Raw genomic sequence first — 13722 nt, 5'->3', positions numbered from 1 at the left:
ACTTTTATCTCATTTTGCCATAAGAGCTATAGGTTTTAGCAGTTCTATCCGGATTTAGTATTTTAAGCATTCTTGTAGTATATCCTAATCCTTGTCTAATTAACATTTCGTTTAATTCTTTCTGAAGTTTAAGCTCTTCTACAAATTTTTTCATAAACATATATTGTTCTTCTAAGTTTTCATCCTTAGATACCTGTACAATTTTACTCATGGCTTCTCCATTTGTTAATTTACGCCTTTTTATTTCCCACTTTGCAATTTCCCTATTACTATCTTCAATTTCCTTTATAACAGCCTCCATTTTAAACACTTCATTTTTTGCTATATATTCATGCTGCCTTTCTAAACATTTTAAAAGCTTTTCTAAACAAGTAATCTCCTCTTTCATTATAGATGATAATTCTCTGTACACTTTTTTTCACCTCAAAACCTTCTTAAGTTAGATTAAAAAGAAAAGAGTTAAAAAGTTAACCCTTTTACTTAGTAAAATATTTAATCTTCTCTTTTTTTTATACAGTCTATAATTTTTTTTGCAATGACCTTTGAATCTCTATTATATGTCCCATTTTTTATTGCTTCTTTCAATTTCTCTAATTTTTCTTTTGAATTTATAAATTTATCTTCTATAGAATAGGAACTTAAGCTCTTTCCTACAGAAGAAATCTGTATGGAATCTTTACTTTTAACTTCTCCTACTTTTTTACTTTGAATGCTTTTTTTATTCTCTCCATACAGGCTCAACACCTTGCTCGGTATTGTTCTGTTTACTTTCATTTAATACACTCCTTCAGTAACAATGTGATAAAGTAATTTTTTTGTAAAAGTTTAAACATACTTTAAGTTACATTTAATTTAATGATATATGCATACTACATATTTCCATATTATTTGTTATTTATATTATCGATACCAAATTTAAATTGTTTATAGTTTTTTGTTTCTTTTATTATACTATCAACTAATTATTAGCATCAACTAAAGTATAGTATGCCCACAATAAAAAAATAACGGCTTTTATTAGCCGTTATTTTATCTACCTAAAGATTTAATTCTATCTTCATTACTTACAATACTTGTTATTCTTACTCCAAAGTTTTCATCTACTACAACTACTTCCCCAAAAGCTACCCTTTTACCATTCACTAAAATTTCTACTGGCTCCTCTGCCAATCTATCTAACTCTATTAAGGAGCCTGTTCCTAAATTTAAAATATCCCGTATATTCATCTTAGTCTTTCCTAGTACAACGGATATTTCAAGTGGCACATCCATTATAAGATCTATATTTCTTGGTAAAATATCTCCCACTGGCCTTGGTGCATTCAAATCTTGGAACTGAGCTTGATGCACCTCTATAGGTTTTTCAGAAACAGGATTTTTTTCATAACTTTTAGAACCTTCATTGTAATTACTATTATCATTATTGGGCTCTTTTACTGTTTTATTTTCTTCTTTATGAGTAGCATTGTTTTCGACATTTTTTTCTTCAACATTATTATCTATTGGTTCTTCTTGCCCCATCATTATAGCTACTATTTTTCTTGCAGTACCAATAGGTAATAGTTGCATTATATTACTATCCACCAATTCACCTATTGTAAGACTAAAGGATACTTTTACTATTGGTTCATCTTCACTTAATTGATCCGAAAGGGGAGAAGTTAAATCATCCCATATTCTTGATAATGGTGGAGAAATATTTACTTCTCTTGAAAACATTGTCGCCATAGAAGTAGCAGCTGATCCTATCATCTGATTCATAGCTTCTGATACTGCACTTATTTCAATTTCTGATAAGCTGGTGGAACTTTCTATTTTTCCATCTCCACCCATCATAAGATTTGCAACCACTGCTGCATCTGTTATTTTCATAACAAGTAAATTTTCCCCTACTATTCCACTAGTATATTTAACTTCTAGTGCAATATTTGGAACTTCAAAAGTACCCTTTAACTTTCTTAAGGTAGTAACTGAAACCACTGGAGTAGTTATATTCACCTTCTGATTTATTATAGTTGATAAAGCCGTAGATGCAGAACCCATAGATATATTTCCTATTTCACCTAAAAGGTCTTTCTCTATATCTGTTAATTGCTCTAAAACCTCATCATCAGAAGCTACAACCTCTTCTGAGTTATCATTTTGTGGAGCTGTATCTTTGCCACTATCTCCATCACCGTTTAGTAGAGAATCTATTTCTTCTTGCGAAAGAAAACCCTTATCCATAATTTTCCACATCCTTATCTATAATATCTAATACCTGAACGCCCATATTTTTGCCCATTTTACCTGGTTTACCATATGCATATATTTCATCTTCTACTTTAATTTTAACAACACTATTTGCTTTCTCATTCAATGTAATTACATCTCCTGAAGATAGCTTTAGAAAATCTTCAACAGTTATATAAGTGGATCCTAAAACTACAGCAACATTAGTATTTACTATATTAAGCCTATCTCTTAATTTTCTTCTTGATTCCTCTAATACACCTTCATTATTTTCTTGGAACCAATATTGAACTACTAGCTTATCCAATATTTTTTCTATACTTAAATAAGGTATGCATATATTTATAAAAGTACTACTTTTACCCATTTCAACAGAAAAAGTAATTAAAGCCACTGGTTCATTAGGCGCTAGTGTTTGATTTAAGGCTGGATTTGTTTCCAATCCTTCTATTTCTGGGTTTACCTCTAAAACATCTTCCCATGCTAATTTAAGGCAGGATATGAGTCCTTGGTTTACTTGTTTTATAATGTTTTTATCTATATCAGTAAACTCTCTTAACTTATACTTTCCATGTCCTGTACCTCCAAGTAACACATCCATTACTTCATGAACAAACTGAGGATTTGTTTCAAATAAAATTGAACCACTTAATGGAGGCATTTTAAATATAGTTAATATAGTAGGATTTGGAATAGAGTGTATAAACTCTTCATAAGTTATTTGTTGAACAGATTCTATTTTTACCTTTACATTAGTTCTTACCTGTGCAGTTAAATAGTTTGAAATAATCCTTGCATAATTATCGTGTATAAGCTCTAAAGTCCTTATATGATCTTTAGAAAATTTTTGTGGACTTCTAAAATCATAAGGCTTTACCTTTTGTTTCTCTTCCTCTTTAGGCATTTCATCCGGTGTTATCTCACCTGATGATAGAGCAGATAAAAGGGCATCTATTTCGCCTTGAGATAAAACTTCTGCCATATATCTCCCTCATTTCTTACTAGTTTGAAAGGAGTTTATCTATGTCTATTAATGTTACTACTCTATCTTTAAAGTTTATAACTCCTTTTATATAAGCCTTCTTTTTATCTTCTTCAATTTTTTCAATTAAACTTTCTTCTACATCTAAAACTTCATCTACCTGATCTACTGTAATTCCTACTAATTCTTCCTCTATATCAAGTATTATTATATTGTTTTGCCCACTATCTTCTTCTTTGGACACATCTAAAAGTAAATTTATATCTAGAAGAGATATAACATTACCTCTTAAATTTATTAGTCCTTTTATATGAGCTGGTGCATTGGGTACCTTAGTTATTTGCATAATATCGTTTATACTTTGAACTTTTGCAGTTTCAACAGCAAACTGCTCCTTGTCCAATTTAAAAATTACAACCTGCACTATTTCACCCCCAACTTTTCTACAAGCTTTTAAAATATTAGTGATAGTCAGAGTGAGTAGTACTAAAGGAATCTTACCTTAACTTTTAACTATTCACCCTTAATTTTTCACTAATTTAATCTTTCTTTACTATATTAGACTTTAATATTCTAGACTAACCAATCACTTTTTTAATTGCTTCTAGAACCCTATCTGGTTGGAATGGTTTAACAATAAAATCCTTTGCTCCTGCCTTTATTGCATCCATAACCATTGTTTGTTGTCCCATAGCTGAACACATTATTATTTTAGCTGTTGGATCCAAAGCTTTTATTTCTTTAACAGCTTGTATTCCATCCATATCTGGCATAGTTATATCCATAGTAACCACATCTGGTCTTTCCTTTTTATAAAGTTCAACAGCTTTTAGCCCATTATTTGCCTCTCCTATAACTTCAAATCCGTTTTTTTCTAATATATCTTTTATCATCATTCTCATAAAAGCAGCGTCATCAACAATTAATATTTTAGCCATTTTCTTCCCTCCACATTACATTACTCCTAATGAATTTAGTATTTTTTCTAATGAACCAGGCATTGGCACATAATAAAAATGCCCACTAATCTCTGAATTATCCTGTAAAAATACAGTTTCAATATCTAGTACATATTCATCAAATTGACCTGACTCTATAAAAGTTGTCGAAAGTATTGCACCTAACATATCATAAGTTACTGCTGGTACAGATGGTATTATAGTTAAATTAGCAAATTTTGCAATTGCATTCATATAAGAGGCTGAGATTATATTTCCAAGCTCGGAAATAACTGAATTACCCATCTCACTTATAGATTCTTCCTTAACACCAGTTAAACTTTCTATGATATTTATAGCTGTTTCTTTTTGAAACACAAATAAAATATTCCCTGGAGTATCTCCTAAAACTCTAACTAATACTCCAAATACGATCTCCTCTCCACCAATTCCGGAGAAAATTTCGTCAAAAGGAACTACATTTATTGAAGGCACAGACATATCTATCTTTTTATTTAAAAGTTGGGATAATGCTGTAGCTGCATTACCTGCTCCAATATTTCCAACTTCTCTAAGCGCATCTATCTGCATAGGTGTAAGATGTTCATATGACATATATATTCCCCCTTAAACTAAAGCAGCAACATCAAGAATTAGGGTAACTAAACCATCTCCAAGAATAGTTGCTCCTATATACTCTTTCATACCTTGAAGTGTTTTCCCAAGAAGTTTTATTACTATCTCTTGTTGGCCTAATAAGGAATCTACCATAAGTCCTACATTCTTTTCCCCTATTTTGACTATAACTATATATCTTTTTTCACCTTCAGACTCACAAAGGTTTAACTTCTTATTAAGTCTTACAAGAGGTATTACATTTCCATTATATATTATAACCTCTTTATTATTAGTTCTTTTAACTATATTTTCTTCAAAGTCTATAACTCTATCAATATATCCAAGGGATATAGCCATAGTTTCGCTACCTACTTTAACAAGTAAGGCTTGTATAATTTGAAGTGTTAATGGGAGTCTTATTATAAAAGTTGACCCTTTCTCCATTTCACTTGCTACTTCAACAGTTCCTCCTAAGGATGCTATCTTAGTTTTAACTACATCCATTCCTACGCCTCTGCCAGATATATCTGTTACTTGTTCATTTGTACTAAAACCTTGCATAAATATTAAGTTTCTAATATCATTATCAGACATGCCTTCTGTACTTATACCTACTTTTTCGGCTTTAGTTTTTACTTTTTCCACATCGATACCTGCGCCATCATCCTCAACCTTTATAACAGCTTTTGTACCTTCTTGATAAGCAATAAGTCTTATTTTTCCTACAGGATCTTTGCCTTTTGCTATTCTCTCTTCCTTAGGTTCAATGCCATGATCTGCCGCATTCCTTATTAGATGTATCAATGGTTCTCCTATTTCGTCAATGACAGTTCTATCTAATTCTGTATCTTGACCTTGTACAATAAGCTCCATATCTTTCTCAAGCTCTACAGACAAATCCCTTATCATCCTTGGAAATCTATTAAACACTACATCAAGTGGGAGCATTCTAATTTTCATAACTAAATCTTGAAGATCAGATGTAGTTCTTGCTACTTGTTCTAGCGTCTCATTAAGTTCCGTTGATTTATAATTAGAACTTATCTGTTCAAGTCTTGTTCTGTGAATAACCAACTCTGAAACCATATTCATAAACTTATCTAGTCTTTCAAGATCTACTCTTACAGACTGATGCTGCTTTCTATGGCCAGGTTCTCTATCCTTAACATTTTTGTTTTTATGCTGATCTTTATTTGAGGAAGCTACTTTACTTTTTTGTTTTATTATCTTTTCTTTTACTTCTTCAACTTTCTTTTGATCTAATTCTGCTTTCTTGGCTTTTTCTGCTTTTACATTTACATTATCGATAATTACTTCTTCAACTTCAGATATATTTGTTAAAATGTTGTAAATGTCCTCCTTATTTTTCATAGAAAGATAAATTAAATCAATTTCTAAATCAAAACTTTCATTTTCTATATCTTCTGTACTTGGTATAGATTTTATAATTTCCCCTAAATCCTCTAAGTTTTTAAATATCAAAAAGGCTCTTGCGGATTTTAAAAGGGTATTTTCACTTAAAGTTATTTTTATTTCATATGCAAAATATCCTCTATCCACAGCTTGTTGTATAATATTTATATCATATTCATTTAAATCCACATTACTTATCTCATTATTTTTATCTAAAGTTTCCTCCTGTTGTAAAATAGCCTTATTTTCCACTGTTTCCCCTATTTCTTCTGCCTCAGCTACTGTTTCTAATTCTTTTATTATTTCATCTATAGAAATTTCATCTTCTATACCATCTGATATATTATTTACCATCTGTTCAAGGGTATCCAGACATTTAAAAAGTACTGTTACCACTTTTTGAGTCACTTTAAGTTCCCCATCCCTAAACTCTGAGAGCACATCTTCCATTTTATGAGTAAGCTCTGCCATTTCATTAAATCCCATGGTTGCAGCCATTCCTTTTATTGTATGAGCTACTCTAAAAATTTCATTGAGCTTATCAACATCATCAGGTTCCTGTTCTAATTGGAGTAATGACTCATTTAATGTTTGTAGATTATCCATAGATTCTTCTAAAAACATTGACATATACTGTGATGTATCCATATTATTCCCTCCTTATAGCTTTCTATATATAAACGTGGAAGATTTATCAAAACCAAATTCCTTATAATTATATATACTTTCTGTAGCACCTACAAAAAGCAGTCCATCTTTTTTTAGGGATGCACCGAATTTCTTGTAGATTTCATCTTTTACATCCTGATTAAAATATATTACTACATTTCTACATATTATTAAGTCAAACCCTATATCATATCTATCCAAAATCAAATCATGTTTTTTAAAAGTTACCATGTCTTTTATTTTTTTATCTAATACATATTGCTCTCCCTGTTTTTCGAAATATTTATCAATTTGTGTTTTTTTAACATTCTTAATTTCAGAAATATTATAGATTCCTTTTTTAGCTTTTTCTAATATTGTATTATCTATATCTGTAGCAATTATTGTGTGTTTACCCATAGGTGCTATTTCATCTAATATCATTGCAATTGAGTATGGTTCAGCTCCTATAGAACAGGCTGCGCTCCATATTTTTAAATTTCTATTTTTAGACAAAAGTTCTATTTTAATTTTATTTCTTAAGTCCTCAAATATTTCAGGATTTCTAAAAAATTCAGATACATTTATTGTAATAAAATCTAAAAACTTTTGTCTTTGACCATCATCTCTTTTTAATAAATTTATATATTCATCTACAGATTTAACTCCTACTCTAGACATTAAACTTAATATTCTTCTATGAAGCTGATTAGGCTTATATGCATATAAATTTATTCTAAATTCTTTGTAAACCCATTGTTTAAAATATTCTAAGTCCATATTTACCTCCAGTTTCCTCTAACTATCTTTATAATTTCATCTGATATATTTGATAGAGGCAAAACAACATCCACCATTCCTGTTTCAAAAGCAGCTTTTGGCATGCCGTAAATGGTGCAAGTGGACTTATCCTCAGAAATAGTTATTCCATTGTGTTTTTTTACCTCTACAGTTCCCTGAGCACCATCCTTTCCCATACCAGTCAAAACTACACTTAAAAGTCTGTCTTTATAAACTTGAGCTGCTGATATGAAAAGCTTGTCTACTGCTGGTCTTACTCCCCATATGGTAGGTCCTGTATTCAAATGTATTCTTTTATCATTCCTAAGCTCCATATGAAAACCACCTGGCGCTACATAAACTACATTTTTTTCTATTAATTCTTTATCCTGTGCTTCCACCACTTTAAGTTTACTATTTACATTTAATCTATCTGAAAAAGCTTTAGTAAATGTAGCAGGCATATGTTGAACAACAAATACAGGGACATTTAAATCCTCTGGTAAATTCGTTATAACATTATATAATGCTCTTGGTCCCCCAGTAGAGGCCCCAATTACCACCGCTTCTATTTTACTTAGTTTATTTATATTATTTACTTTTCGCGTCATATTTGTTTCTTTTTCAATACTCTTTTCTTGATTTTTTTCGTAAGCTAATTTTATTTTTGTTATAAGTTCATCCTTTACTGTATCTATATCAAGGGATATAGCTCCTGAAGGTTTAGGTAAAAAGTCGAAAGCACCTTTCTCCAAACATTCCATAGTTAACTCAGAAGATTTCTTTGAAATACTACTCAAAACTATTACAGGAATATTTATTCCCTTCTCCTTCATGGCTTCTAATACCATAATGCCATCCATTACAGGCATTTCTACATCTAATGTTATTACCTGGGGAATATTTTTATAAAGTTTTTTAAAAAAATCCTCTCCATTTCTTGCTGTATCTATAACTTCCATATTATACTGTGAATTAATCATGTCAGAAATTACTTTCCTCATAAGTGCTGAATCATCTACAACTAAAACTTTTATTTTATTCAAGGTATACCAACTCCATTAAATTTCTTTTATTCCCATTCCTACAGTTTTTATCTGTACAATACCATTTAAAGTATTAAATACCATGGTTCTTCCTTTGTTTCCCCCTATATCTTCCGATAGTATTGGAATGGTTAATTCTTTTAACATTTTCTTCACTGCAATTCCATTCCTATTCCCTATGTCCATTATCATACTTTTATCAGAAAAATTAAACATAGATGCACCACCTGCAATTTTAGCTTTTAAATTTCTTTTTACAGCTCCCTTTTGTTCCATTTTTTCTATAAGTACTGGAATTCCTAGATCTGCAAATTTTAATGGATTAGTTACTTTACTAAATTGAGTACTGTCAGGAAGCATTATATGAAGTAATCCTCCTACTTTATTCAACTTATCATATAACGCTATGCCTATACAAGAACCTAGTCCTACTGTAATTAATCTATCCGGTGACACTGCCACATCTAGATCTGCAATCCCCACTTTATACTCTTTTACTTCCATAGTATGCACCTTTCATAATTTTATAGTTATTATTTACAATTAGATCAATTTCTTTTCCTCTTCTGTAAGTATCGTAGATAAATTCAAAAATATTATTATTTTTTTGTCTATTTTTATAAGCCCCTTAATATATCTTTTAGATATACTAGCTATTATATCTGGAGTATTTTCTATATCCTCTTCATGTATTCCTTTTACTTCAGATACTACATCAACTATTATTCCTATTTGCATTTCTCTTTCTTTTGCTACTATTATTTTTGCATCGTCTTTATTTTCATTTTCAGCTATACCAAATCTTTTTGCTAGGGATATTACAGGTAATATATTACCCTCATAATTTATGACCCCCTCTACAAAGGAAGGAGAGTCCGGAACCTTTGTGGGCTTATCATAGCCTAATATTCTTTCTATTTCCATTATATTTGTAGCATAGTACTCATCATTTATGCTAAATATCAATACTTTAATCTCTCTACTGTCCATAGTATTCCTCCTATAATAATAATCTGTCCACTATCAGTTCTCCCTTATTATCTATATATGCATGAATATTTTTGCTTGGAACTTCCAATAAAAATTCCCTTTGTCCTAATACAAACATTGTATTTGGATAAGCCACTTCTGCCCATATATGTCCACTTTCCTCAACCATTAGCTTCGTACATACTCCTCCAATACTTCCAACAGTTTTACATTTTATCTCTTTCTTAGCTTTAATAAGTCCTCCTCTTGCTACACCTTTTTCATCTAAGAAATATACTCCACCATTGGCAATTATATCAGATATATATTCTCCTTTACCTGCAACAATTATATCTCCTGAACTATTTATCTTTGAATCTTGACAATAATTCATCTTCAAATTTACAGGCAAAGCTAACTCACCTTTTAACAATATTATTTCATATTCTAATACATCCAAAATTTTACTTAACTCTGAATAATGTTTTATTGTAATAGGACCAAGCCCTACTAATTTTTGTTTTATTATTGGTACTATGGTTTTATCTGCATTAGTATCTCCTATCAGTGTTATGCCCGTAATAATTTTTAAACAAGTTTTAGGTAGAGATTTAAATTTATTTTCTATAAGTACTTTTATTATTTCTCCATCCCTTTTATCATCGCCTAAAAGGTTGAACTTCTTTATCTCTTCTACTGTATTTATCAATTCTACTATGTCGTTTTTTAGATTAGTTAAATTTTCTAGAAGTTTTAATCTATTTACATCTTCCCCTCCGCCAATTATATTCGCTGCAATTATATTCCCATCTATATTTATATCTCCCGTTGCCTGTATAGTGGATCTTTCTACATCTTTTAATATCACAATTGAATTACCTGCAGTTACCTCCATGCCTTCTTTTACACTTCCATGTATAATTATATCTCCTATAAATTTTATATTTCCTGTATTCAAATCCACATCTGACCTAACTTCATGCACCTTATATACATAAAAAGTATTATTTTTCACACAAGGTTTGCCATAAATAGTAGCCACAACTGTGTTTGAATCCTCTAGCTTACATCCTTGTCCTACCCTAATCTTAATTTTCTTTCCGGGTTTAGCTTTTTTTACTTTTCCTTTAACATCTTTGCCATTAATTCCACTGTTACCATTTCTTTTTATAGCTATTATATCCCCTATTTTTACTGCTTTTACAGAACCAATACTTTTAAAGTCAACCCTTCCTGTTTCATCCTCAACCAATTTTTTAAATTTTTCATCTATAGGAAATTTATATTCTAATATATCATCTTGTCCATCTACCGCTTCATCCCCTTTAGCTATTAGAACATTTGTACAATCATTTTCTACACAATTCTCTATATTTTCTTTTATTATACCATAAACAATTCCTAGTTTGGATAATTCTTGTTCAATTTCTTCTATTGTGTATTTAGGAGAATATTTTTGCATAAATACCTTTTTTTCTAATAAAACTATATTTTTTTCTTCACAATCTTTAAGAATATATTCATTGCCTGGTGTATAGTTTATGGATATATATGCTTCCATTTTTTCCTCACTAACACTTATATCTAAATGTCTAGTAGGTGGTACCTTTTCAAAGTCAACTTTCAATTTATCGTTTTCAGTTACCTGTACTTGTCCATTTACATTTTCCCCATTCAAAGTTAACATTATAGACTTGTCTACTATTATCTTAGCAAAATCTCCGTCTTCCTGTGGATTCTTTACTATTATTTTCCCATCCTTTACCTTTACTGTCCCCTGTTTTTCATTTAATTTTACACTTTCTTCAATATATTTTACAGTATCTTCTTCTTCATTTTTTACCTCTTCATCTATTTTTTTGCATTCACTAGTTACTTCATTTTTTTTATTTTCCTTTTCATTATCTGGTATTGTCACCTCTAAAACAAATTTTTTCTTAAATAAAATCTTTTTTTCTTCTAAAATATTGTACTTTAGATCATGTTTTTCTATATTAAATAACTCACAAGCATCATCTATGCATTTATCTATGCTTGTGCCTTTAAATATAGCCTTCATTATATCCCCCCGTAAAATTAATTAAATTTTAAATTTAATTAAAGTCTTTATAAAATCTATCGTGCCCTTGTTTGATAACTTTATATATTCCAACAAAGGCTATTTTCCCTTATATACCTTTCTACTTTATCATTGTACTTATTCATTATATTCTGAATTATTTGATTATGTGATGAATACAAATTTTTCCCTTCTAATTGGCTTACCGGAAGTATATCAAAAGGTGTACTAGATATAAACATTCCCTGTATATTATTAATCTCATTTTTATTTGTTTTCTTTTCTATTATGGATATTTCTAGTTCTTTACATATATCAAAAACTATACTTCTAGTAGTTCCTGGGAGTACTTCTTTAACTGGAGTAGTATAAAGCATATTATCCTTTATAATAAATACATTGGACTTACTTCCTTCTGTTATATCATTATTTTTATCAAGTAAAATTCCTTCAAATATTTCATTTTCTTTTATAAACTTATCCAAATCCTTTCTAAATTCCATATTCAATACTTTTGCATTAGGATTACATCTTTCTCTAGAATAAAAGGCCACTTTCACACCACTATTATAATTCTCAATAGTAGGAAAACTTTTATCTTCAAAAAAAACCAAAAATTTATTTTTCTGAAAATTAAGAACAAATTTTAGACTCCCCTCCTCCACATTATTTGACTTTATAAGTTTATATAAACTTTCCTTTATATAATTATCACTTATCCATATTTTTAATCCTGTAAGTTTCGAAGAATTATGAAGTCTTTCTAGATGTCTTTCTAAAAATAGTGGAACAGAATTTTTTACTTTTAAAACTTCATATAAAGCTTTACCTTTACCTAATATATCTTCATATTCCAATGATTTATAAAGTTCTCCATCCAATAATACAAATTCATTAACTTTATTCATGTTATTCACTCCTAACTTATCTCCACTTTAATATTTTTATTTCTTCATGCCCTTTTCTATAATTTATCAAATATGGATTACCAACTAATTTAAATAAAGGTAAATCTGCTAACGAATCTGAAAACATATATGAATTTTTGAAATCCACTTCTAAATCTTCATTTTCTAAAACTTCCATTAGTCTATTTACTTTTTCTTCACCCTTGCAGTTTTTCCCTTCTATTTTACTTCCATAAATTCCATCACTTAAAGTAAATCTAGTTCCTATTACCCTATCTACTATATCTATATTATACAACTCATTTAAATAAAATTCAGCCGATGCAGATATTAAGTATATTAGACATCCCTCTTTTTTTAATTTCCTCATAGTATCTATAGCATCTTTATAAAGTATTTTACTAAGCCTTTTATGATAAAATTCCTTTACCAAATCCTTCATTTCCTCTTCATTTATTCCATCTATAAAAGCTATAAAACTTTCTTTTGATTTTTGAGAATCATATATTTTAAATAAATAAAAAAAAGCTGCTTTAATACTTCTAGGTAAATGTTTAATTAAATTAGGTTTTTTTCTTATCATAAACATGTAAAATTCCATCAAAGTTTCTCTTTTAGTTAAAGTATAATCCACATCAAATATAGCAAGTTTTATTTTATTCATAAGCTCCTCCTGTTTTACAATGTTATATTAAAAAGAACCGACAAAGCCGGTTCTTTCTTTAAACTATTTTTCTGAATCACAAAGTGACTGATAATGAGCTGTTGCTTCTTCAAATTCTTTATCTTCAGGGATAACAAGTTCTCCTTCTTCTCCCTCACCTACAATTTTAAATAAGTAAACTGAACCATCTTGAGGATTTTGAACTAAAACATATTCATTACTATTGAATTCAAAACCATCGATTACTTCGCAAGTTACAACATTGCCCTGTTCATCTTCTAAATCTACTACAAGAGCTTCATGCTCGTGTTCACCACATCCACATCCACATCCACAACTATGTTCTGCTCCCTCGCAACTATTATCTCCACATCCACATTCGAACATCTTATCTTTATCCATACATCTATCCGGTTTACTAAAACCAGATATTCACCTCCTTTTCGGTTATGGTATAATTTTAAC

The 13722-nt window shown here is 29.8% G+C and carries 16 protein-coding genes; all 16 read right to left on the bottom strand.

Annotated features, from left to right (window positions below):
• Positions 1-4 precede the first annotated feature (4 nt).
• Positions 5-412, bottom strand: coding sequence for a flagellar protein FlgN (locus tag EJL03_RS01115; protein WP_125152124.1), 408 nt, complete (start codon positions 410-412; stop codon positions 5-7).
• Positions 413-492: 80 nt separating this feature from the next.
• On the bottom strand, positions 493-774 hold the full coding sequence (locus tag EJL03_RS01110; protein WP_125152123.1) for a flagellar biosynthesis anti-sigma factor FlgM: 282 nt from the start codon (positions 772-774) through the stop codon (positions 493-495).
• A gap of 255 nt (positions 775-1029) precedes the next feature.
• A complete protein-coding gene (gene fliY / locus EJL03_RS01105; RefSeq protein ID WP_125152122.1) occupies positions 1030-2226 on the bottom strand; it encodes a flagellar motor switch phosphatase FliY in 1197 nt (398 codons plus the stop codon).
• Positions 2219-3214, bottom strand: a complete 996-nt coding sequence (fliM, locus tag EJL03_RS01100) for a flagellar motor switch protein FliM (RefSeq protein WP_125152121.1) — start codon at positions 3212-3214, stop codon at positions 2219-2221. Before fliM ends, fliY begins: the two co-directional genes overlap by 8 nt.
• Positions 3215-3233: 19 nt before the next feature.
• Complete coding sequence (locus EJL03_RS01095) at positions 3234-3638, bottom strand: chemotaxis protein CheW (protein ID WP_164508965.1); 405 nt, start codon at positions 3636-3638, stop codon at positions 3234-3236.
• 154 nt (positions 3639-3792) lie between these two features.
• Complete coding sequence (locus tag EJL03_RS01090) at positions 3793-4152, bottom strand: response regulator (RefSeq protein WP_125152119.1); 360 nt, start codon at positions 4150-4152, stop codon at positions 3793-3795.
• Positions 4153-4167: 15 nt separating this feature from the next.
• Entirely contained in the window at positions 4168-4767 is a 600-nt protein-coding gene (locus EJL03_RS01085) for a chemotaxis protein CheC (RefSeq protein WP_125152118.1), read from the bottom strand.
• Between the two features lie 12 nt (positions 4768-4779).
• Complete coding sequence (locus tag EJL03_RS01080) at positions 4780-6831, bottom strand: chemotaxis protein CheA (RefSeq protein WP_125152117.1); 2052 nt, start codon at positions 6829-6831, stop codon at positions 4780-4782.
• Positions 6832-6843: 12 nt separating this feature from the next.
• Entirely contained in the window at positions 6844-7611 is a 768-nt protein-coding gene (locus tag EJL03_RS01075; RefSeq protein WP_125152116.1) for a CheR family methyltransferase, read from the bottom strand.
• Positions 7612-7613: 2 nt separating this feature from the next.
• Positions 7614-8657, bottom strand: coding sequence for a protein-glutamate methylesterase/protein-glutamine glutaminase (locus tag EJL03_RS01070; RefSeq protein ID WP_125152115.1), 1044 nt, complete (start codon positions 8655-8657; stop codon positions 7614-7616).
• Between the two features lie 15 nt (positions 8658-8672).
• The gene (locus EJL03_RS01065; protein WP_125152114.1) at positions 8673-9161 is read right to left on the bottom strand and encodes a chemotaxis protein CheD; all 489 of its coding nucleotides are present in this window, start codon (positions 9159-9161) and stop codon (positions 8673-8675) included.
• Between the two features lie 39 nt (positions 9162-9200).
• Positions 9201-9647, bottom strand: a complete 447-nt coding sequence (locus EJL03_RS01060) for a chemotaxis protein CheW (RefSeq protein WP_125152113.1) — start codon at positions 9645-9647, stop codon at positions 9201-9203.
• A 10-nt stretch (positions 9648-9657) separates the two neighbouring features.
• Positions 9658-11685 carry a DUF342 domain-containing protein gene (locus EJL03_RS01055; RefSeq protein ID WP_243108585.1) on the bottom strand — a complete coding sequence of 676 codons (2028 nt, stop codon included), beginning with the start codon at positions 11683-11685 and terminating at the stop codon, positions 9658-9660.
• Between the two features lie 80 nt (positions 11686-11765).
• Complete coding sequence (locus tag EJL03_RS01050; protein ID WP_125152112.1) at positions 11766-12593, bottom strand: aminotransferase class IV; 828 nt, start codon at positions 12591-12593, stop codon at positions 11766-11768.
• A 16-nt stretch (positions 12594-12609) separates the two neighbouring features.
• Complete coding sequence (locus EJL03_RS01045) at positions 12610-13257, bottom strand: HAD-IB family hydrolase (RefSeq protein ID WP_125152111.1); 648 nt, start codon at positions 13255-13257, stop codon at positions 12610-12612.
• A gap of 63 nt (positions 13258-13320) precedes the next feature.
• Positions 13321-13659, bottom strand: a complete 339-nt coding sequence (locus tag EJL03_RS01040) for a DUF1292 domain-containing protein (protein ID WP_125152110.1) — start codon at positions 13657-13659, stop codon at positions 13321-13323.
• Positions 13660-13722 lie beyond the last annotated feature (63 nt).

Source organism: Clostridium rectalis (assembly GCF_900626095.1).
Taxonomy (GTDB): Bacteria; Bacillota; Clostridia; order Clostridiales; family Clostridiaceae; genus Clostridium_AS; species Clostridium_AS rectalis.
The sequence above is the reverse complement of the archived record's forward strand: the minus strand, read 5'-3'. Positions and strand labels throughout refer to the sequence as shown.